The 20,961-nt window shown below is 68.1% G+C and carries 17 protein-coding genes and 1 tRNA gene; 8 read left to right on the top strand and 10 right to left on the bottom strand.

Going from position 1 to position 20,961, the window contains the following annotated elements:
* Positions 1–439: 439 nt before the first annotated feature.
* The 5 genes from carB to malA all read right to left on the bottom strand — a co-directional run bounded on the left by carB (position 440) and on the right by malA (position 9,326).
* Positions 440–3,661 (bottom strand): carbamoyl-phosphate synthase large subunit, encoded by a 3,222-nt coding sequence (gene carB / locus FN829_RS02860; protein WP_142985501.1) that lies wholly within the window; start codon positions 3,659–3,661, stop codon positions 440–442.
* A 255-nt stretch (positions 3,662–3,916) separates the two neighbouring features.
* Positions 3,917–4,123, bottom strand: a complete 207-nt coding sequence (locus tag FN829_RS02855) for a hypothetical protein (RefSeq protein WP_142985500.1) — start codon at positions 4,121–4,123, stop codon at positions 3,917–3,919.
* A 122-nt stretch (positions 4,124–4,245) separates the two neighbouring features.
* On the bottom strand, positions 4,246–4,779 hold the full coding sequence (locus tag FN829_RS02850) for a DUF5815 family protein (protein ID WP_142985499.1): 534 nt from the start codon (positions 4,777–4,779) through the stop codon (positions 4,246–4,248).
* 83 nt (positions 4,780–4,862) lie between these two features.
* Positions 4,863–7,085, bottom strand: a complete 2,223-nt coding sequence (locus FN829_RS02845) for a CDC48 family AAA ATPase (RefSeq protein WP_142985498.1) — start codon at positions 7,083–7,085, stop codon at positions 4,863–4,865.
* A 246-nt stretch (positions 7,086–7,331) separates the two neighbouring features.
* Positions 7,332–9,326 (bottom strand): alpha-amylase MalA, encoded by a 1,995-nt coding sequence (gene malA / locus FN829_RS02840; RefSeq protein WP_142985497.1) that lies wholly within the window; start codon positions 9,324–9,326, stop codon positions 7,332–7,334.
* Positions 9,327–9,591: 265 nt separating this feature from the next.
* Here malA and larC point away from each other — a divergent pair, with 265 nt between their 5' ends.
* Complete coding sequence (gene larC, locus FN829_RS02835) at positions 9,592–11,001, top strand: nickel pincer cofactor biosynthesis protein LarC (RefSeq protein ID WP_142985496.1); 1,410 nt, start codon at positions 9,592–9,594, stop codon at positions 10,999–11,001.
* Between the two features lie 120 nt (positions 11,002–11,121).
* On the top strand, positions 11,122–12,426 hold the full coding sequence (gene aspS / locus FN829_RS02830; protein ID WP_142985495.1) for an aspartate--tRNA(Asn) ligase: 1,305 nt from the start codon (positions 11,122–11,124) through the stop codon (positions 12,424–12,426).
* 14 nt (positions 12,427–12,440) lie between these two features.
* Here the strand turns inward: aspS and FN829_RS02825 are convergent, their stop codons facing one another.
* From FN829_RS02825 to FN829_RS02810, 4 genes are all read right to left on the bottom strand, one after another.
* A complete protein-coding gene (locus tag FN829_RS02825; RefSeq protein ID WP_142985494.1) occupies positions 12,441–13,400 on the bottom strand; it encodes an ATPase in 960 nt (319 codons plus the stop codon).
* Entirely contained in the window at positions 13,397–13,714 is a 318-nt protein-coding gene (locus tag FN829_RS02820) for a DUF5827 family protein (protein WP_142985493.1), read from the bottom strand. The genes FN829_RS02825 and FN829_RS02820 overlap by 4 nt, the downstream gene beginning before the upstream one ends.
* Positions 13,715–13,868: 154 nt before the next feature.
* Positions 13,869–14,468 (bottom strand): superoxide dismutase, encoded by a 600-nt coding sequence (sod, locus tag FN829_RS02815; RefSeq protein WP_142985492.1) that lies wholly within the window; start codon positions 14,466–14,468, stop codon positions 13,869–13,871.
* A 361-nt stretch (positions 14,469–14,829) separates the two neighbouring features.
* Positions 14,830–14,913: transfer RNA gene (locus tag FN829_RS02810), tRNA-Ser, on the bottom strand.
* 107 nt (positions 14,914–15,020) lie between these two features.
* Here FN829_RS02810 and FN829_RS02805 point away from each other — a divergent pair.
* Together FN829_RS02805 and FN829_RS02800 are read left to right on the top strand one after the other, a co-directional pair.
* On the top strand, positions 15,021–16,742 hold the full coding sequence (locus tag FN829_RS02805) for a heme-binding protein (protein ID WP_142985491.1): 1,722 nt from the start codon (positions 15,021–15,023) through the stop codon (positions 16,740–16,742).
* A 129-nt stretch (positions 16,743–16,871) separates the two neighbouring features.
* The gene (locus tag FN829_RS02800; RefSeq protein WP_142985490.1) at positions 16,872–17,336 is read left to right on the top strand and encodes a universal stress protein; all 465 of its coding nucleotides are present in this window, start codon (positions 16,872–16,874) and stop codon (positions 17,334–17,336) included.
* Positions 17,337–17,371: 35 nt separating this feature from the next.
* Here the strand turns inward: FN829_RS02800 and FN829_RS02795 are convergent, their stop codons facing one another.
* Entirely contained in the window at positions 17,372–18,319 is a 948-nt protein-coding gene (locus tag FN829_RS02795) for a D-2-hydroxyacid dehydrogenase (RefSeq protein ID WP_142985489.1), read from the bottom strand.
* Between the two features lie 184 nt (positions 18,320–18,503).
* Here FN829_RS02795 and FN829_RS02790 point away from each other — a divergent pair, with 184 nt between their 5' ends.
* The 4 genes from FN829_RS02790 to FN829_RS02775 are packed head-to-tail and all read left to right on the top strand — an operon-like array spanning position 18,504 to position 20,955.
* Positions 18,504–19,115: a DUF2589 domain-containing protein gene (locus FN829_RS02790; RefSeq protein ID WP_142985488.1), complete on the top strand. Its 612-nt coding sequence runs from the start codon at positions 18,504–18,506 to the stop codon at positions 19,113–19,115.
* A gap of 6 nt (positions 19,116–19,121) precedes the next feature.
* Positions 19,122–19,817 (top strand): DUF2589 domain-containing protein, encoded by a 696-nt coding sequence (locus FN829_RS02785; protein ID WP_142985487.1) that lies wholly within the window; start codon positions 19,122–19,124, stop codon positions 19,815–19,817.
* On the top strand, positions 19,814–20,626 hold the full coding sequence (locus tag FN829_RS02780) for a hypothetical protein (protein WP_142985486.1): 813 nt from the start codon (positions 19,814–19,816) through the stop codon (positions 20,624–20,626). Before FN829_RS02785 ends, FN829_RS02780 begins: the two co-directional genes overlap by 4 nt.
* A complete protein-coding gene (locus tag FN829_RS02775) occupies positions 20,623–20,955 on the top strand; it encodes a hypothetical protein (RefSeq protein ID WP_142985485.1) in 333 nt (110 codons plus the stop codon). The genes FN829_RS02780 and FN829_RS02775 overlap by 4 nt, the downstream gene beginning before the upstream one ends.
* The last annotated feature ends 6 nt before the right edge of the window (positions 20,956–20,961 follow it).

Below are 20,961 nucleotides of genomic sequence, written 5' to 3'. Positions count from 1 at the left end.
ATTCGCTTCGTTAGAGGTACCAGTGCCGGCCGGGACGAACGGGATGTCACGGACGGATATTTCACCTGGACGGAGATTTCACACCATACGAGCGAAGAAGTGAGCGACGGCTCAAGCGGTGTAACCGCGAGCCGCGAGCGGCCCGCCAGGCCGCTCACGACTCGTGCCATGATCACGCGATTCGTACCGCTCACACGCGAGATATACCGTCCTTTCGGAAGAGCCGGTCCCAGAGAGGAGTTCAGTCGGATCGGTCGAGTGGAGACGAGACGAAAGAGGACGACGGTTCAAGTGGAATGACGCATCAGACTCCCCGTGACCTGAGAGCCGCCCCGCGGCGGTCGAGGCGGGTGCGTGGCGACCCGTCGCGGGACCGAAGTCACGCCGCCTGTTCGCCAGTCGTCCGGCCGGTTCCGGCGACGCGACCCGTCCAGCGGCGCTACTCGCCCCAGTTCTCGACGCGCTTCGGCCGGTCCGACACCGCCATCACGTCGAGATCGTCGCTCGCGTGATCGATCGCCTCGAGCGCCGCCCTCGCGCTCGCGTGCGTCGAGAAGTAGGTGATCTCCTCCTCGACGGCCACCTCCAACAGCTCCCGCTGCCGCGAGACGATGAGGTCGATCTCGCCGCGCCGCGCCGCTTCGATGAGGTCCGTCGCCGTCGACAGCTCGAAGTGCTCTGAGAACCCCTCGACGAGCGCTTCTCCGTCCGCCGTGTCCGGGTTCGGGAACTCCTCCGCGGAGAGGTCGACGACGGCAGTGCCCGATTCGGGGATCGGCTTGCCGGTCGCGTCCTGGGCCTTGTCGTACGCCTTCCCGAACGAGCGTGCGGTGCCCATCACCTCGCCGGTCGATTTCATCTCGGGGCCGAGCCGCGGGTCCGAGCCCGGCAGCCGGTCGAACGGTAGGACGACCTCCTTCACGCTCAGGTGTTCCGGGATCTGCTCATCCACGTCGAGGTCGGCCAGCGACCGCTCGGTCATCACCTTCGCCGCGAGCTTGGCGATCGGAACGCCCGTCGCCTTCGAGACGAACGGCACCGTCCGCGAGGAGCGGGGGTTCGCCTCGAGGACGTACACCTCGGCGTCCGATTCGGGATCGTGAACGCCCGTCACCGCTAGCTGGACGTTCAACAGTCCGACGGTGTCGAGCGCGCGGGCGATGTCCTCGGTCACCTCGCGGACCCGTTCGAGGGTGTCGTCCGCGAGCGAGCGCGGCGGGATCATACAGGCGGAGTCGCCGGAGTGGACGCCGGCGCTCTCGACGTGCTCCATCACGCCGCCGATCAGCACGTCCTCGCCGTCCGCGACCGCGTCGACGTCGAGTTCGACCGCGTCCGCGAGGAACTGGTCGATCAGGATCGGTTTGTCCGGACTGACACGGACCGCCTCCTCGATGTACTCCTCCAACTCCGCGTCGTCCTCGACGACGCGCATCGCGCGGCCGCCGAGCACGTAGGAGGGGCGCACCAACACGGGATAGCCGACCTGATGGGCCAGATCGAGCGCCTCCTCGCGGCTCGTCGCCGTCCCTCCCTCGGGCTGGGCGACCCCGATCTCGTCCATCAGAACGTTGAAGCGGTCGCGATCCTCCGCCAGATCCATCGCCTCGACGCTCGTTCCCAGGACGGAACAGTCGAGCCCGCGACGCTCGATCTCCTCTTCCAGCGGTTCGCCCACGTTGACGGAGGTCTGGCCGCCGAACTGGACCATCACGCCGTCCGCGTCCGTCGTCTCGATCACGTCCGCGATCTCCTCGGCAGAGATGGGTTCGAAGAAGAGTCCGTCGGAGGTGTCGTAATCCGTCGAGACGGTCTCCGGGTTGTTGTTGACGACGTGCGCGTCGATACCGAGCTCGCGGAGCGCCCGGACCGCGTGGACCGCGCAGTAGTCGAACTCCACGCCCTGTCCGATCCGGATCGGGCCGCCGCCGACCACGACGACGCTCTCGACGTCGGGATCGACGCGGACCTCGTTGGCCGCGCCGGCCGTGTCCGCCCCCGCGAGGAACTCGGGTAGCCGGGCCGAGTAGTAGTACGGCGTCGACGCCTCGAACTCGCCCGCGCAGGTGTCGACCTGCTTGAACGTGCGCTCGGGGACCGCGGACTCGACGTCGCCCACCGCCGTGGTTGTCCCGCCGTCACCAGCGACCGCGGCGATCTCGGCGTTCGTCCGGCCGGCCATCGCGGCCGCGGTGAAATCGCCCTCGGCGGCCGCCGCGGTCGCGTCGGCGACGTTCGCGAACCGTTCGACGTACCAGCGGTGGATGTCGGTGAGATCGACCACGTCGTCGACGCCGTAGCCGCGGTCGAACGCCTCGAACATCGCGTACGGGCGGTCCGGGCTCGGCCGCTCGAGGTACTCCGTCTCCAGTCGTTCGTCGGAGACCGCCGCGAAGTCGACGGCGGGGTCGTACTCCGAGGAGCGGAGCGCCTTCGTGAGGCTCTCCTCGAACGTCCGACCGATCGACATCGCTTCGCCGGTCGATTTCATCGCCGTCCCGAGCTCGAAGTCGACGTCGTCGAACTTGTCGATGGGCCAGCGCGGTACCTTCGTCACCACGTAGTCGATGGCGGGCTCGAAGGCGGCCGTCGTCTCGCCGGTGATCTCGTTGTCGATCTCGTGGAGCCGCTTGCCGAGCGCGACCTTCGCGGTGACGCGGGCGATCGGGTAGCCGGTCGCCTTCGAGGCCAGCGCGGAGGAGCGGGAGACACGGGGATTCACCTCGACGACGCGGTACTCGCCGCCGGGCGTGCCGTCGTCGTGCCACGCGAACTGGATGTTACACCCGCCCTGAATTCCCAGATCGCGGATGACTTCGAGCGCCGCGTCCCGCATCTCCTGGTGGCCGTCGTCCGGGATCACCTGCGAGGGGGTGACCACGGTGGATTCGCCGGTGTGGATCCCCATCGGGTCGATGTTCTCCATGTTACAGATGATGATACAGGAGTCGTCGGCGTCGCGCATCACCTCGTACTCCAGCTCGACCCATCCCGAGATCGATTCGGTGATGAGGACCTCGCCGTTCCGCGAGAGCCGGAGCCCTTTACGGACGCGCTCGACGAGTTCCTCGAAGTCGTCGACGACGCCGGATCCGGACCCGCCGAGAGTGTAGGTCGTCCGTGCGATGACGGGCAGTCCGCCCACCGCGTCGACGGCGGCCTGAACGCGCTCTCGGAGCGCGCCCTCGTCGAAGTCGGTGACCGACTCGTCCTCGTCGAGGGAGATGGTCGTCGACTTCGGGACCGGCTGACCGAGGTTCTCCATCCGCTGACGGAAGAGGTCCCGATCTTCGGTCGCGTAGATCGTATCGAGCGGCGTCCCCATCACGTCGACGTCGTACTCCTCCAGGATTCCCTGCTCGGCCAGTTCGGCGGTGACGTTGAGTCCGGTCTGTCCCCCGAGTCCGGCGATGACGCCGTCGGGCTTCTCGATCCGGATGACCTCCGCGATCGCCTCGGGGCTGATCGGCTCGATGTACACCCGGTCGGCGGTCTCGGGGTCGGTCATGATCGTCGCCGGGTTCGAGTTCACGAGGACGACTCGCGCGCCCTCCTCCTGGAGCGCACGACACGCCTGCGCTCCGGAGTAGTCGAACTCCGCCGCCTGTCCGATCTGGATCGGCCCGCTGCCGATGAGCAGTATGGTCCGGTCCTCGCTCATTATCGCGTCCGAGTACGCTCATCGTAATAAGGTCGACGATAAAGTACGAATCTCGCAAGCTATTTGCGATTTTCGCAAGCCACTCGTCCACACGGACCATGGTACCACTCGATCGGCGCCGACGACTCGGTCGAGAGCGGCCACCGCGCTCCGCTCGGTGGCTAAACGACCCGAACTCGGACCGACCGTGGCCGTCGCTCCCGATCGCGGCGGCCCCGGTGACCGCTCGCGAGAGCGGAGCGACCGCTGTGACCGCTACGTGTTCAGTTCGTAGCGGTACGGCTGCCCGACGATCACGTCCACCTCGCCGCGTTTCGCCCACCGTCCCAACACGGTCGCGACGCGATGCGGGCTGTCGATCCCTTCCGTCTCCTCCAAGAGCGCCAGGATCTCCCGCGCCGTCAGCGGCTCCTCGGCGTCGGCGAGCACACCGCGGATCTGCTCGTATTCGTGGGTGTGCATGTGTCTTACGTACGCGCGCCGACGGTATAGGTTTCAGTGAGACACGAGTCGGACGCGTGTCGGACACAGGGGACCGCTAGCGACCGATCCGACCGGTTCCACCCGTCGGGATCGGAGACCGCTCAGGCGTAGGGATCTTCGGCTTCGAGGTCGCGCTCCGCGCGGTACTGCTCGACGAACTCGCTCACGTCGAACTCCATCATCTCCCGCTCGAACTCCGAGAGGGCGTCGTCGTCCTCGGCGTGACTGACGGCGTGTTCCATCAGCTCGACGACGAGTTCGACGATCACCTCGTGGAGGCGGCGGGAGTCGAAATCGGCCACCCACACCATCGCGTAGCCGACCTCGCCGTCGCCGCTGGCGTCGTGTGTGACGATCGACTCGGGGAACTCCTCCAAGACGACGCCGAGGAGGTGCGGCGTGTCGAACTCCGGCATCTCCTCGCTCGTCGTCTCTATCGCCTCCCGGAGGACGTCGACGAGGAACTCGGGGAGGAAGCGCTCCGGCGGATGGACGTCCATCACGACCGCGTGCGTCTCGCCGCAGTCGCATTCGAACTCCCGCATTCCGAGGTCCAACTCCCCGAGGCCGACGGTCTCGCCACACGGGAGCTCGAGCGCGTGGTCGTCGTCGCCGGGAACGCGCGGCTGGGCCATGCCGCGTCTTTGCCGTTGCGGCGGTTAAAAGGCGCGGAAACGGGCGGACCGAGTCGGCGACGTGAAAGGATGGACGCGGACTCCTACTGGAACCCGACCCGGCCGCCGGTGTCTCGGAGCGCGTCGCGGCCGCCGCCCTTGAACTCGCGTTCGACCTCCTCGTAGTAGGACATGATGTCCTCGGTGATTGTCGGCCGGACCGACTCCATCGCCCGCCGGAAGTGTTTCATCTCCACTTCCTCGGCGTCGTCGTCGTCCCGCAGCGCCTCGATGGCGGCCTCGCGGGCGATCCCCTCGAGGTCGGAACCGACGTAGCCGTCGGTGATCTCAGCGACCTCCCGAAGGCTGACGTCGGGTGCGAGCGGTGTGTCACCGGTGTGGATCTCGAGGATCCGCTCGCGACCCTCCTGGTCGGGCTGACCGATCATCACGAGCCGGTCGAAGCGGCCGGAGCGGATCAGCGCGGGGTCGATCATGTCGGGGCGGTTGGTCGCGCCGATCACCATCACGTCGCCCATCTCCTCCAACCCGTCGAGCTCCGTCAGCAGCTGGTTGACGACGCGCTCGGAGACGTTGTTACCCATCTCCTGGCCGCGCGAGGGCGCGAGGCTGTCCAGCTCGTCGAAGAAGATCACGGTCGGGCTCACCTGCCGGGCCTTCCGGAAGGTCTGGCGGATCGCCTTCTCCGACTCGCCGACCCACTTCGAGAGCAGCTGCGGCCCGCGCACGGAGATGAAGTTCGCGTTCGTCTCGTTGGCGACCGCCTTCGCCATCAGCGTCTTCCCGGTCCCCGGCGGCCCGTACAACAGCACGCCCTTGGGGGCCTCCACCCCCATCCGTTCGAACTTCTCGGGGGTCGTGAGCGGCCACTCGACGGACTCTTGTACCTGTTGTTTCGCCTCGGTCAGGCCTCCCACGTCCTCCCAGGAGACCTTCGGCAGTTCGACGAGCACCTCCCGCATCGCGGAGGGTTCGACCTCCGTGAGCGCGCCCGCGAAGTCGTCGCGTTTGACGATCATCCGGTCGATGAGGCTCGGGGGGACCTCCTCCTCGTCGAGGTCGATCTCGGGGAGGTACCGCCGGAGCGCCTTCATCGCCGCCTCCTTCGTGAGGCTCTCGACGTCGGCGCCGACGAAACCGTGCGTCTCGTCGGCGAGGTGGTCCAAGGAGACGTCGTCGGAGAGCGGCATGCCGCGGGTGTGGATCTGGAGGATCTCCTTGCGACCGACCTCGTCGGGGACGCCGATCTCGATCTCGCGGTCGAATCGCCCGGGCCGACGCAGCGCGGGGTCGACGCTGTCGACGCGGTTGGTCGCGCCGATGACGACCACCTGCCCGCGGGTTTCGAGCCCGTCCATCATCGTCAACAGCTGGGCGACGACGCGCCGTTCGACCTCGCCCGTCACGTCCTCGCGTTTGGGCGCGATGGAGTCGAGTTCGTCAATGAAGACGATCGACGGCGACTCCTCTTTCGCGTCCTCGAAGATCTCCCGGAGCTGCTGTTCGGACTCGCCGTAGTACTTCGAGATGATCTCCGGGCCGGCGATCGAGAAGAACGAGGCGCTCGTCTCGTTGGCGACCGCCTTCGCGAGCAGGGTCTTCCCGGTTCCCGGCGGGCCGTGAAGAAGCACGCCCTGCGGGGGCTCGATCCCGAGCTTCGAGAAGATCTGCGGGTGTTTCATCGGCAGCTCGACCATCTCGCGGACGCGCTGGATCTCGCTCTGGAGCCCGCCGATGTCCTCGTAGGTGATCCCGCTGCCGGTCTTTTCGAACCCGGAGATCGGTTCCTCACGCAGTTCGACCTCCGTGTCCTCGGTGATGAGACAGACGCCGTCGGGCTCGGTCTCGACGGCGATGAGCGGGATCGCCTGGCCCGGCGAGCGCATGAACGGGTGGTTCGTCGAGGACATCACGGGGACGATGTCGCGCTCGACGACCGGCCGCTTGAGGATCTGACGTTTCACCATGCCGGCGGCATCCGAGCCGAACTGGACCGACGCTTCCTCCGGCGGGGCCAGAACGAGCTTGTCGGCCTTCTCCGCTTCGGCCTTCCGGATCGTGACGCGCTCGCCGATCCCGACGTCGGCGTTCTGACGGGTGAACCCGTCGACGCGGACCGTGTCGGTGTTCCAGTCCTGGCGGTCCGCGCGCCACACCTTCGCGGCGGTCGTCTCCGCGCCCTCGATCTCGATGATGTCGCCGGGCGAGAGCTTGAGATGGAGCAGGGTGTCGGGGTCGAGTCGCGCGATACCGCGCCCCGAGTCGTTCGGGTACGCCTTCGCCACTTCGAGTTGGACTTCGTTCATGGTTCCTCGCGGGGGATAGCCGTACCTGCACCCGGTTCGGGAATAAGCCTGTTGCTCCGAGGGGTCCCTCCCGTCGATCGGACGGTTCGTGGGCCGTCCGCGATGAGGTGTGCCATCTTATCTCATGGTACAGCCTCCGCGTTTAAAACCCCGTCGTCACCGTGCGTTTTCACCGGGGGACCGGGAGCGCGGTCGGTCGACGAGACGGCGGTCAGTGAGACGGCGGTCGGCGAGCGGGCCGATCGATCAGTCCGCGACCTCGAAGACCGCAACGTCCTCGACGGTCAGGCCCTCGGCCGCCGCCCGCGACTCGCCTGAGACGAGGTCGGTCGCGTCGACCGCCTCGTCGATCCCGACGACGGCGGGTTCGGATCCGAAGTTGAGCAGCACGACGTAGCTCGTCTCTTCGCCCTCGCGAGCGAAGGCGACGACGTCGGCGGCGTCGGTGTCGGCCGTCCCCGCCGTCTCGTAGTCGACGCGGGCGAGGTCGCCGGCGGAGCCGAGGACCGGATGCGCCTCGCGGAGCGCGAGCAGGTCGTCGTAGTGGTCGCGGATCTCCTCGCGGGCGTGATCCCACGCGAGGGGGTCGCGGTTGCCCCGTTGGCCGAGCTCCTGGCCGCCGTACAGCATCGGGATCCCCGGGAGGGTGAACAGCGCGCCGGCGGCGGCCTTCGCGGCGTCGTCGCCGCACTCGACGAGGTACCGCGTCTCGTCGTGGTTCTCCAAGTAGAGCATGAACGCGGCGTGGTCCGGGAAGCCGGAGCGCGCCCGGCCCTCGATCGCGTCGAGCAGGGAGTCGGCCGGCTCGTGGCCGCGGCCGACCTGTCGGAGGGTGAAATACAGCGTGGTGTCGAAGTGGACGTCGAACATCCCCTCGTGGAAGTCGGCGATGTACGGGATCGTCTCGTCCAACAGCAGGAACTCCGGATCCTCGGCTTTGAGCCGCTCTCTGAGTTCCTTCCAGAACGACTCGGGGACCGCCCACGCCATGTCACACCGGAACCCGTCCGCGACCGCGGCCCACGTGTCGGCGGCGTCGAGGAGGTGCCGGCGGACTTCGAGGCTGGTGAAATCGAAGTTGGCGATGAGCTCCCAGTCGAAGTAGGTGCCTGGCTCGCCCGACTCCTGCCACTCGTAGCGGTCGCGGTACGGCGAGTCGGGGTTTCCGTAGGCGTCCCGGAACCACTCGTGGTCGCGCGCGGAATGGTTCAACACGAGGTCGAAGAGCACCTTCATCCCCCGGTCGTGGGCCGCGTCGACGAACGCCTCGTAATCCTCGCGGTCGCCGAGGTCGTCGGCGATGGAGAAGAAGTCCGTGATGTTGTAGCCGTGGGGCGCGCCGTCGTGTTGGAGCACCGGCGTGAGCCACAGCGTGTCCACGCCGAGCTCCGCGAGGTAGTCGAGCCGCTTCTCGAGCGCCTCGAAGGTCGTCTCGGCCTCGTCGTCGTCGGCCGCGTAGCCACGGACGTAGATCTCATACAACGTGGCGTCCGTCGCCCACGCCGGCGGGTCGTTGAGCCGCGTGACGCCGAAGTCGTCGCCGTCGCCGAGCCGATCGACGCTGACCGCGTCGGCGACGCTGTAGCTCGCGCCGACTGCGACCCCGTGGACGCGGAGCCGATCGTCGATCGCCGCGAGCGGGACGCGAAGCTCGCGGCCCTCGATCGTCACGTCGCCGCGGGTCACGCCGTCGCGGTCGTCGAGGAGGAACTCCACGTCGAGGTCGCTCGCATCTCGCAACGAGTCCGGGTGCGGCGTCGGGGTCGCCCGGACGACCGCCTCCTCACCCTCGATATCGGCGTCGAGCCGGACGCGCGGCCGGCCGTCCTCGTGTTCCGTCGGCTCCTCGCGCGCACCCGATCCGGAGCCCGAGGCGAAGCCGCTCTGCCCGCCGCTCTTGCGGGCGGAGCCGCTCCGCCCGCCGTACCCGCTCTCCCCGCTGTGTCCGCTCCGTCCGGTGGCCCCGGCACCGCCGGCCCCCTCGCCGGTGGGTCTGTGGTCGCCCGGAAAGACGCGGATCGTCAGGTTATGGCGTTCCGCGGGCGTCTCCAGCGTGATCCGGTACCGTCCTGGCGTGTCGGGAACGAACTCCTCGACCGCCCCGTCGCCGACGGTCGCCTCGCTCGCGATCGGTGTCTCGGTGACCGTCCACCGGTAGGTGGCCTCGGGGTCGGGGTCGCGTGGCGCTAACTGTATCGCGTCGCCGACGGCGACGAACTGCGGCGGGCCTGGATGGTCCATATTACTTCCCGACTCGGCCACTTCGGGCTTAGGTGTTCGGAAATCACAGCGGGCAGACATACTGAACGTCCCTGATCCATATTCGGGTCGAAAGAGACGTTCTTCGCCGTTTCGTCGACGTTCGACGAACCGGTATCGTTCTCGAAATGTGATTGATATCCCGTGTAGTGGCGACCTATCCGTCCGTGGGTTCGGATCCGACGGCCGGTGTCGCGCCGGCATCGAGTGGGACGGCTCTTTATTCATCGGCCGTGTTCGTACCCCCATGCGTACGCTCGCTTTCGACGGTCGGACCGGCGCGGCCGGCGACATGATCTGTGCCGCGCTGATCGCGGCCGGTGCCGACCCGGCGGCGCTCGATCCGGTCGAGGAACGACTCTCCGTCCGCTACGCGGTCGACGAGACGACCAAAAACGGGATCCGGGCGACGACGGTCGACGTGCTTCTCGAGGAGGAGTTGGACGACGCCGACCGCGGCGCTGACGGGGAGAACCACGGCGACGGCAGTCCTCACGGTCATTCTCACGGTCACGGCCACGATCACGACCACGGCCATTCTCACGACCACGACCATAGTCATGATCACAGTCACGACCACGGACACACGCACGCCGAGGGAGCCGGCGTCCACCGGACCTACCCGGAGGTCGTCGAGGTCGTCGAGTCGATGGGGCTGCCCGCCGCGGTCGAGTCGACCGCGCTCGAAGCCTTCGAACTGCTCGGTCGGGCGGAGGCGTCGACGCACGGGACCGACCTCGAGGAGACGGCCTTCCACGAGGTGGGCGCGGACGACGCGATCGCCGACGTCGTCGGCGCGGCGCTGCTCCTCGACGATCTCGACGTCGACCGCGTCGTCACCACGCCCCTGGCGGCAGGCGGCGGCGAGGTCGAGATGGCTCACGGCGTCTACCCGGTTCCGGCTCCGGCGGTGGTCGGGATCGCGGAACGCGCCGGCCTCACGCTCGTCGGCGGCCCGGTCGACCGCGAACTGCTGACGCCGACCGGGGCGGCGATCCTCGGGGCCGTCGCCGAGGCCGTCGACGCGCTGCCGGAGCTCCGCGTCGACGGCGCGGGGTACGGTGCGGGCGACGCGACCTTCGACCGCCATCCCAACGTGCTCCGCGCAGTCGTCGGCGACGGCGGGACGGGGACCGAATCGATCGAGGAACGCGGCTCCGGTTCCGGCGGGCTCGTCGACGACGACGTCGCCGTTCTGGAGACCAACCTCGACGACGCGGCGCCGGAGGTGCTCGGCGGCCTCCAGGAGTCGCTCGCGGCGGTCGGCGCTCGCGACGTGACGGTCGTGCCGACGACGATGAAGAAGTCGCGGCCGGGCCACCTCGTGAAGGTGATCTGTAAGCCGGGGGACGCGGCGGCGGTCGCGGAGCGGCTCGCTCGGGAGACCGGTACCCTCGGCGTGCGACAGGCGGGCGCGAGCCACCGCTGGATCGCCGAGCGCGCCTTCGAGACCGCGACGCTCTCGATCGACGAGGTCGATCACGAGGTGTCGGTGAAGGTGGCCTCGACCGCCGACGGCGACGTCTACGACGTGAGCGCCGAGTACGACGAGGCGGCAGCGGTCGCCGCCGAGACGGGAATCCCCGTCCGCGAGGTGCTCCGCCGGGCCGAGTCGCGCGTCCGCGACGAACTCGCCGAGGTCGACGCGGACGAGTGAGCCGGGAGACCGCCCGGATCCGCGCGTACGACCCGTTCACCAACGCGAGGACGCCGGAGCTCCGACGCGAAGACGACAGGCCTATGACCGACGCCCGGCCACTCGGAGGTAAGCTACCCTATGATCGAGCGAATTCACACGTCGGAGGTCGACCCGGACGCGGACGAGGTCGCGATCGCGGGCCACGTCCACGAGATCCGGGACCTCGGCGGACTGGTCTTCCTAATCGTGCGCGACCGCGAGGGACTCATCCAGGTCGTCTTCAAGGAGGAGCGGGAGCCGGAGCTGTTCGAGGCCGTTCAGGACGCGGGCTCGGAGGACGTCGTCCGGGTCGTCGGTAAGCCGCTCGAAAGCGACCAGGCACCGGGCGGGGTCGAACTCGCGCCGACGGCCTACGAGGTCCTCGACGAGGCGGACTCGCCGCTTCCGCTCGAGATATCGAAGGACGTCGACGTCGACCTCTCGACCCGGCTCGACAACCGCGCGCTCGACCTCCGCAAGCCCGAGACGCTCGCGGTGTTCTCGCTGCGCTCGAAGCTGATGACCGCGATGGAGGAGTGGTTCGACGAGGAGGGGTTCGTCGACATCAAGACGCCGCTGATCTCGAAGGGCGGCGCGGAGGGCGGCGCGGAGCTGTTCCCGATCCTCTATTACGACCGTGACGCGTTCCTCTCGCAGAGCCCGCAGCTGTACAAGCAGATCCTGATGGCGGCCGGCTACGAGGCGGTCTACGAGACCGGCACCGCGTTCCGCGCCGAGGACTTCGCGACCTCCCGGCACGTCTCCGAGATCGCGATGTTCGACGTCGAACTGGCGTACATCGAGGACCACGACGACGTGATGGACGTCCAGGAGGAGTCGCTCCGGCACGCGATCCGGGCCGTCGTCGAGAACGCGGAGCGCGAACTCGACCTGCTCGACGTGGACCTGACCGTCCCCGAGGAGGACTTCCCCCGGATCACCTTCGACGAGGCGCTCGACCTCCTCGAGACGGAGTTCGGCCACTTCCCGGAGGACCCGACCGACCTCGACACCAAAGGCGAGAAACTGCTGGGCGAGCACTTCGCGGAGCAGGGGCACCCCGCCTTCTTCGTCGTCGGCTACCCCGACGAGAAGTTCTACTACATGCAGGACGTGGAGGGCGACGAGATCGCCTCCCGGAAGTTCGACCTCATCTACGAGGGCCAGGAGCTCTCCTCTGGAGGCCAGCGCGAACACGACGTGGAGCGCATGGTCGAAGTGATGGAAGAGGAGGGCGTCGAGCAGGCGAACTTCGAGTTCTACATCGAGGCGCTGAGCTTCGGGACGCCCCCGCACGGCGGGTACGGGCTCGGCATCGACCGGCTCGTCCAGCAGGTCGCCGGCCTCGACAACATCAAGGAGGCGATCATGTTCCCGCGCGACCCCAACCGGCTGGAGCCGTAGACGCCGGGATCGGCCTACTCCTTCGTTCCGGTCGCTGCCGCCCCGAGCAGCGCCTCGTACGCCGGCTCGTATCGATCCGCGACGACATCGGGATCGCCGCGCTCCCCGCCGGACAGCGCGGGCAACCGAGCCGTCGCGAGCGGCTCGATCATCTCCGTCACCGTTCCCGTGTGCTCCTCGAGGCTGCCCTCCCGCGGGCTGCCGGAGGCGACCGCGCGGGCCTTGCGGTACCGGTCGCCGGCGTAGATCCGCGCCCTACCGGGTTCGACGACGGCGACCGCGTCGTACTCGACGGACAGCGGGGCAGCGACGTCCCCGTAGGACTCGACGACGACCGGGACGGCCGCGTCCTCGACGCGCTCCGCGAGCCGGTCGAACGCGGGGAGGTACGCCTCGGCGGTCGTCTCGTCGAGTTCGGCCACGTCATCGACGCGGACCGCGTCGGCGAACGGGAGACGTTCCCGGAGCGTCTCCGGGATCAGCCCCGCGTCCGTGGCCGCGCCGTTGAGCACGAACCGCGATCCGCCCCCGTCGGCCGCCGGGGACGTGACCCGGTCACAGAGGAACGTCCGATCCGACTCTCCCAACATTCCGGTCCGGCCGGGCGTCGGTCGCCACAGCCGGTGGAGGGGGTTGATCGACTCCGGCGTGACCGCGCCGCGAGCGGGCGATTCGTCGTGACCGACGGCCTCACCGCCCGACGCGCCCAGCGGGCAGGTGCTCGCGGCCGCGAGCTTTCGCGCGTCCTTGCCGTACAGTCGGCCGGAACCGGTGGCAATCCGGACGTCGTCCTGGTCGAACCAGTAATCGTTTCCGGCGCGGGGTTTCACCCCGGTCGCGTCGCCGACCCGCGCCGCGAGCGTCGCGAGCAGCCCCGTCGAGAACGTCGTCTTCCCGGCGTCGACGCGCGCGCCGCCGGCGACGAGCAGGGTCGGCGGATCCGACGGGTCCTCGCCGCGTGCGTTCGCGCTCACCGTTCGTCGGCGGCGTCGGCATCGTCGCCGGGAGAGCCGGTGGCCGCATCCGTCGCCAGCCCGTAGTATCCGGGACTGTCGTCGGTCGGCGGCTCGGCGACGACCATGTCGTCGGCGTGGACCATCACCCACGGGATCGCCCAGTCGATCAGCACGGCCTCGGTGTCCGCGTCGATCTCGGCGTCGGGCTCGAGCCCCTGGAGCAGTCGCCCGATCTCCGGGATCGTGTACAGCAGGTCCGGATCGAACAGCTCGGCGGGCTCGTAGAAGTCACACGGAAAGGTCTCCTCGAAGGCGGATCTCGGTCTCGGCATGTCCGTCGGCTACGCGTGCGGTTGCGTAAACGCTGGCGATGTTCGACGCGCTCGACGAACTCGGGGACGATCAAACGGCCGCCGCTGGCGACCGTGGCGGTTCGAAAAAAACGTCGGGATTCGACGCGCGGGGTGGCGCGTTCCGGCTGTCGGGTTACTCGAACAGCTCGACGGCCTGCTCGTAGCGGGCGGACGGCTCCTCCCAGTCGACGACCTCGAAGAAGTTGTCGACGAACTCGCCGCGGGCCGGGCCGTAGTCGTGGTAGTAGGAGTGCTCCCAGACGTCCAGTGCGAGGATCGGGTGACCGCCCCAGATCGCTCCCTGGTCGTGTTTGTCGACCACGACGTTGCGGAGCTGGTTCGAGAACGTGTCGTAAACGAGAAGCGCCCAGCCGCCCGCCGCGGAGGCCGCCGCCTCGAACTCGCCCTTCCAGGCGTCGTACGAGCCGAAGTCCTCCTCGATGCGGTCGGCGAGGTCACCTTCGGGCTCGTCACCGCCCTCCGGCGACATGTTCTGCCAGAACAGGTCGTGGAGAATGTGACCCGAGGAGTTGTGGGTCACGTTGCGGATCGCGCCGCCGGACGAGGAGAAGTCACCCTCCTCGCGGTTGGCCTCGAGCGTCTCCTCGGCCGAGTTCCAGCCGTTCACGTAGCCCTGGTGATGGGTGTCGTGATGCCATTCGAGCACCTGCTCGGAGATGTGCGGTTCCAGCGCGTCGTAATCGTACGGAAGCGGATCGAGTTCGTAGCTCATGTCTGTATCACCTACCTCCGACATCGGTCGGAAACCTGTTAAAGATAATGCGGCACCTGATACCATACGTCACCGGACGCGAGTGTTACCGGACGTCGACGAACGAGGACGGTACGCTCGCGGTTCAGGCGAAACGGCGCTTCCGCAGACGACTGCGAGGAGGCCGGGTCAACCCCGCCGGGCGTAACTACTACCAGTTACACACAGAATCGGAGACGACGGCACCGCGGGACCACGTCGCGCGTTCACGGTGGGGCTGGGATTCGAACCACGGTCGCTCCCGTTCGCTCGCTCACCTCCCGCTCTCTGATTCGAATCCGCTTCACGAGACGCGCGCGACGAGAACTGCGTCACGCGCTCACGGTGGGGCTGGGATTCGAACCCAGGAAGCCGTGAGGCTACCGGTTTTCAAGACCGGCGCAATGGGCCGCTCTGCCACCCCACCTCGAGTTCACGTGTCGCGACCCTCCGACTAAGGGGTGTCGGTGTCGACCCGTCACGACCTCGTCGCCGACTCGAAAACCCCTAAGTCACGGCGACCCAACCTCGGGTATGGTCGAGGCACCAGCGACGGAGGAAGGGTGGTTCGCGCTACACGAGTTCCGGTCGATCGACTGGGACGCGTGGCGGGACGCGCCCGACCGGAAGCGGGAGCGCGCCGTCGAGGAGGGCCGGTCGTACCTGCTCCACCGTGAGAGGCTCGCGGCCGCCGACGCCGGCGACTCCGCGCTCTTCTCCGTGCTCGGGCACAAGGCGGATCTGCTCACGATCCACTTCCGCCCGACGCTCGACGAGCTGTCGACGATCGAGCGGGGCTTCGAGAACACCGCGCTCGCGGAGTTCACGACGAAGGAGTCGTCGTACGTCTCGGTCACCGAGGTGTCGGGGTACGTCTCGGACGACTACTTCGAGGGCGACGAGGAGGCGGTCGACGAGGGACTCCGCCGGTACATCGAGGGGAAGCTGAAACCGGAGATGCCGGACGACGAGTACGTCTCCTTCTACCCGATGAGCAAGCGCCGCGGCGAGGAGTACAACTGGTACGACCTCTCCTTCGAGGAGCGCGCCGAGTTGATGTCCGGACACGGCGACACCGGCCGCGAGTACGCGGGGAAGATCAAGCAGGTGATCGCCTCCTCCGTCGGTTTCGACGACCACGAGTGGGGTGTGACGCTGTTCGGTTCCGACCCGACCGACATCAAGGACATCGTCTACGAGATGCGCTTCGACGAGGCCTCCTCGCGGTACGGCGAGTTCGGGCAGTTCTACGTCGGCCGTCGGTTCCCGCCGGCCGACCTCGGCGCGTACCTGGCCGGCGAGGCGGTCCCGACCGGCGAGGGCGATTCGACTCACGGCCACCACGATGGGGACGACGCGCACGGCCACCACGGCGAGGACGACTCGGCTCATGGCCACCACGATGGGGACGACGCGCACGGCCACCACGGCGAGGACGACTCGGCTCATGGCCACCACGATGGGGACGACGCGCACGGCCACCACGGCGAGGACGACTCGGCTCACGGCCACCACGATGGGGACGACGCGCACGGCCACCACGGCGAGGACGACTCGGCTCATGGCCACCACGATGGGGACGACGCGCACGGCCACCACGGCGAAGACGACTCGACTCACGGACACCACGGCGGTGGTGACGGCGGAGGCGACGCGGATGGGTCCGCCGACGCCGACGAGATCCGCGGCGAACTCGCCGATCTCGACATCTACGCCGGCAAGCCCCACGGCGAGGACGTGTTCGCGACGGTGCTGTACAGCGAGGCCGACGCCGACGAACTGTTCGAGGAGGTCCAGGGCCTCCGCGCCAACTTCGACCACTACGGTACGCACGTGAAGACCGCGGTGTACGGGGGTCGTTCCACCGACCGCGCCGCGGTCGTCTCCCTCTGGGAGACCGCCTCGGCGGCCGAGACCGCCGCCGGGTTCCTCTCGGAGTTGCCGGACGTCGTGGGTCGCGCCGGCGAGGAGTCCGGCTTCGGGACGATGGGTATGTTCTACACCGTCAAACCCGAACACCGCGAGGACTTCACCGACACGTTCGACGAGGTGGGCGAGGCGCTCGCCGGGATGGACGGTCACCTCGAGACGGACCTGATGGTGAACGTCGAGGACGAGAACGACATGTTCATCGCCAGCCAGTGGCGCGCGAGGGACGACGCGATGGAGTTCTTCGGATCCGACGACTTCCGCGAGACGGTCAAGTGGGGACGGGAGGTCCTCGCGGACCGACCCCGGCACGTCTTCTTAGCCTGAGACGGATCGAGTCCGTCCCGGCGGACCGTCTCGACTTCGACCCGCGGAGCGCCACCGACCCCGCCCCGCGACCCGTCGCCGATCCCGCGACCGCCCCCTTTTAACTTCCGCGTCGGCGAACCGTCGGCCATGTTCGACACGATCGTGGTCGCGACGGACGGCTCCGACAGCGTGGGTCGGGCGGTCGACGTCGCGGTCGACGTGGCCGCTCGCTTCGACGCGACGGTCCACGCGCTGTACGTCCTCGACACCGGCGAGGTCGAGTCGTCGCCCGACGAGGTGCGCGAGGACCTCCGAAACGCGCTCGACGACCACGGGGAACGGGCGCTCGCGAACGTGGTCGAGAGCGGCACGGAGCGCGACGCCGACCTCGAGGTCGTGACCGGCGTCCGCGAGGGACGGCCGGCGAGGGAGATCGTCTCGTACGCCGACGAGATCGACGCCGATCTCGTGGTCACCGGGACGCGCGGGCGACACGGGGAGAACCGATTTCTCATCGGGTCGGTCGCCGAGAACGTCGTCAGAACCTGTCGCGTCCCCGTCCTGACCGTGCGGCGGCTCACCGAAGAGGACCCCCGACGAGTCACGTTCTGAGCGACGATCCGGACGGCAGATCAGACGAGGGCCGCTCAGAACACTCGATTTCGGAGTTCCTCGCCCGCGTCGAGTCGATCGAGGTTCTCCGCGAGGATGCCGGCGAGGCGGTCGAAGTACTCGGGCGTGTGCCCGGCGTTGTGCGGCGTGATCGTGACGTCCGAGAGCCCCCACAGGTGGTGGTCTTCGGGGAGCGGCTCGGGGTCGGTCACGTCGAGGGCGGCCCCGCGGATCCGGTTGTTCCGGAGCGCTGAGACGAGCGCGTCGGTGTCGACGACGCGGCCGCGCGCGACGTTGACGAGCACGGCGTCCGCGCGCATGGTCCGGAGGACGTCGCCGTCGACCAGTCCCTCCGTCGCGTCCGAGAGCGGACAGGCGAGCACGACGTACTCGGCGTCGGCGACCGCCTCGTGGATCCGGTCGAAGCCGACGACCTCGTCCGTCGGACCGCCCTTCTCCGGCGTGTAGCGGACGCCGACCGTCTCGACGTCGAACGCGGAGAGCCGGTCGACGATCGTCTCGCCGATCGCGCCCAGACCGACGACGGCGACGCGGGAACCGTACACCTCGGTCGTGGGGTACGAGCGCCACTCGCGGCGCTGTTTCTGGCGCTGGGCGCGGTGGAACCCGCGGGCGTGGCCGATCATCGCGCCGACGACGTACTCGGCGATGTTCGGCCCGTGAACGCCGGAGGCGTTCGTCACCGCGACCCCGCGCTCCTCGAACGCCTCGCGCGGGAGGTGGCCCGTCCCGGCGTACACGCAGGCGAAGAGTTCCAGGTTCTCGGCGGCCGCGAGGTCGTCCTCCTCGGCCGCGAAGCCGGTCGCGACCCGCGCCCGCGAGAGGTACTCGCGCTCCTCGGCTGGCGTCCGCGCGAGCGCGACCTCGCGATCCGGGAGCCGATCGCGGAGTCTCTCGGCGTAGTCGCTCCCCTCGATGCCGTGGATCTTCTGTCGCAGGACGACGACGTCCGGGTCCGTCATGGCCGTGGAGACGGCGAGGGGGACCAAAAGGCTCGGCACCGCGGCCCCGACTACCGGGACCGGCGGATCGTCCGCGGTCGGCTGGTTCCTCCCTCCGGAGAAGAATTCACGTGTTCGGATTTTAATTGTCTATTAAAATCATAGTAAAGTATATATTAAAACACTCACATTGGGTAGTGGTACCATGCCTAGTCCGAACTTTCCGGCGGAGCTCGCATCGATACCGTACGAGGAGGTCATCGGGACGCCGTTGCGCGCCGCCGTCGAGGCGAACGCGAGCGCGTCGATGACCGCGGCGGAGTTCATCCGGACGGTCGGGTTCACCGAACCGGTCGTCGGCGAGGCGGAACCGGTGACGGTCGATTTCGCCTACGAGCGCCGCGAAGTCGACCCGGAGACCGGCAGCGAACGGATCGAGAGCCACACGATGACCGTGCCGCTGCTTCTGTTGATCCACGTCCCGTACTTCGAGGTGGAGACCGTCACGATCGACTTCAACGTGAAGCTGAACTCGGTCGAGGCGTACTCGCGCTCCAGCGAGTTCGAGTTCGACTTCAGCAACCAGTCGGAGGGCGGGTTCGATCTCGGGTTCCTCGACGGAAAGACGAAGACGTCGGTCAACATGAGCTATCAGTCGTCGACTCGCCGCGGACGGGAGGTGGAGCGGACCTACGACCAGCGCGTCCACGTCGAGGCCGGATCCATCGACCCGCCGGAAGGGGTCTCCAAACTGTTCTCCGCGCTGGAGACCACGATCACCGACGTGACGGACGACGGCGACGGCGAAGAGGAGTGACCCGGCGTGAGCCCGACCGACACGCTCGCTGACCTCCCGCTCGCGACGCTGTTCTCCGCGCCGCTGATAGCGGCGATAGACGCCAGCGCGCAGGCGCAGACGGAGACGATCGACCTCCTCCGCGAGGTCGGGTTCGAGTCCGACGGGACTCCCGCGACGGTGTCGTTCGAGTACGCGACGACGGACGTTGACGACGCGACGGGCGAGCAGCGGCGGCGGCCGAAGACGCTCGAGGTCCCGCTGTTGTTGTTCCTCTCAGTGCCCGAACTCGTCGTCCACGAGATCGAACAGACGTTCTCCGCGCGGATCGTCGACGTCGAGGACGTCGAACGCGAGGACGACGATGAGGACGCAGTCACCGGTCGCACGAAGTCGCCGTCGCTGCGCCCGCAGCGGCTCCACGTCGCGCCCGCCGGACAGTCGGAGACGTTCGCGCGCCGGACCAAGACGACGTTCGATCTCGACGTCACCATGCGCGCCGAGGTGGAGAACCGCTCGACCGGGATGGACCTGCTCGAGCGATCGCTGATGACGACCGTCGTCGACGGCGACTCCGAGGCGGCGGGAGCGACGCCGACGGAGCGAGAGAAAGCGAAGCGGGCGAAGGCGGAACGCAAGGAAGCGAGACGAGAGAAAACGAGTCGAGAGGAGGCGACACGTGAGAGATCCGAAGATCCAACGATCAAGGGGGACGACGAATGACTGAGCTCAGACACTTCCTCACGTCGCTTTTCGACGCGGTCTCGGAGGCGGAGATGCAGGCGCTGTTGAACGGGCGAACTCGGCTCGAACGGATGGTCGAGTCCGGGCGATTTCCGGAGGACGTGAGCCTACCCGTCTACCACGCGAACGACCTCTCCGTGTCGCTCGACGTCGGACTCGAGGCCAAACGGACGAAACGCGGGATCCAGCTGTTCGTCACGGAACCCGGCGAGGGCGACGACACCGCCCTCGAGTTCGACCTCGAGGTGTACGACTTCCTCGAGGCGGGCGACCTCCCGGACGAAGGCCTCGAGCGGAGGAAACCGGACCACCGGACCGTCGACGTCCACGTGCCGCTCGAGGACCCCCCGGCGGGAGCCGGCCGCGAGGCCGATCCGGACGACTACGGGACGAGCGGAGAACGAGTCGATCCGAAAGAGGAGTACTATCGAAAACAGGAGCGTGAGGAGCAGAAACGGAAGGAACGCGAGGAACGCGAACGGCGCGAGGAACGCAAGGAACGCGAACGGCGCGAGGAACGCGAGAAGCAGTCGAGCGAACGAAGCGGCGCGAACGATGAGCGAACCAATGACGACACCGAAACGGACCGACGGCGGTCGGATCGATCGGCGGACGACGAGAAACGGGCTGAGCCTCCCTCGAGAAAGCGGAGATCGTCCGATCGAGGTGAATCCGGTTCGAGCCGGCCGTTCCTCGGGATCGACCTCCCGGAGGGCTGGCCGCTCCGGCGGGCGGGGACGCTCGACGCGACGGACGAGGGAGACGAACCGACGGGGGAGAAGCGATGACTGACGACGACGTCGTTCATCGGTACTTCGAGCCGCTGACGACCGACCAGCGCGAGTCGCTGCGGGCGCGCATGGAGCGGTACCGCGACGGACTGGAGAGTCGCGGGTACGCGCTCGCGCTCGCCGAGGGCGTCGGCGGACTCTTCGCCGGCGTCCTCGTGATCGACGACGAGCGGGGGCGCGCCGGATTCCTCGAGGCCAACGGCGCGGTCACTTGGCTCGACGGGTCGACTGGCGGGCTCGGCGCGCTCGGATCGGCGATCGCACAGAACCACACCGACGCGCTCGACGCGGCGGTCGACGTCCCCGACGGCGTCGACATCGAGTAGCACCCC

It is taken from the genome of Halorubrum cibi (assembly GCF_900182635.1).
In the GTDB taxonomy this organism is placed as follows: Archaea; Halobacteriota; Halobacteria; order Halobacteriales; family Haloferacaceae; genus Halorubrum; species Halorubrum cibi.
This window is presented reverse-complemented; position numbering and strand designations above follow the sequence as displayed.

Bases quoted from the DNA above. Each gene is read 5' to 3' on its own strand.
- FN829_RS02780 (WP_142985486.1), top strand. From the start codon at position 19,814: ATGACTGAGCTCAGACACTTCCTCACGTCGCTTTTCGACGCGGTCTCG.
- FN829_RS02855 (WP_142985500.1), bottom strand. From the start codon at position 4,123: ATGCACACCCACGAATACGAGCAGATCCGCGGTGTGCTCGCCGACGCC.
- FN829_RS02850 (WP_142985499.1), bottom strand. From the start codon at position 4,779: ATGGCCCAGCCGCGCGTTCCCGGCGACGACGACCACGCGCTCGAGCTC.
- FN829_RS02775 (WP_142985485.1), top strand. From the start codon at position 20,623: ATGACTGACGACGACGTCGTTCATCGGTACTTCGAGCCGCTGACGACC.
- FN829_RS02820 (WP_142985493.1), bottom strand. From the start codon at position 13,714: ATGCCGAGACCGAGATCCGCCTTCGAGGAGACCTTTCCGTGTGACTTC.
- carB (WP_142985501.1), bottom strand. From the start codon at position 3,661: ATGAGCGAGGACCGGACCATACTGCTCATCGGCAGCGGGCCGATCCAG.
- FN829_RS02790 (WP_142985488.1), top strand. From the start codon at position 18,504: ATGCCTAGTCCGAACTTTCCGGCGGAGCTCGCATCGATACCGTACGAG.
- FN829_RS02805 (WP_142985491.1), top strand. From the start codon at position 15,021: ATGGTCGAGGCACCAGCGACGGAGGAAGGGTGGTTCGCGCTACACGAG.
- aspS (WP_142985495.1), top strand. From the start codon at position 11,122: ATGATCGAGCGAATTCACACGTCGGAGGTCGACCCGGACGCGGACGAG.
- FN829_RS02795 (WP_142985489.1), bottom strand. From the start codon at position 18,319: ATGACGGACCCGGACGTCGTCGTCCTGCGACAGAAGATCCACGGCATC.
- sod (WP_142985492.1), bottom strand. From the start codon at position 14,468: ATGAGCTACGAACTCGATCCGCTTCCGTACGATTACGACGCGCTGGAA.
- malA (WP_142985497.1), bottom strand. From the start codon at position 9,326: ATGGACCATCCAGGCCCGCCGCAGTTCGTCGCCGTCGGCGACGCGATA.
- larC (WP_142985496.1), top strand. From the start codon at position 9,592: ATGCGTACGCTCGCTTTCGACGGTCGGACCGGCGCGGCCGGCGACATG.
- FN829_RS02800 (WP_142985490.1), top strand. From the start codon at position 16,872: ATGTTCGACACGATCGTGGTCGCGACGGACGGCTCCGACAGCGTGGGT.
- FN829_RS02845 (WP_142985498.1), bottom strand. From the start codon at position 7,085: ATGAACGAAGTCCAACTCGAAGTGGCGAAGGCGTACCCGAACGACTCG.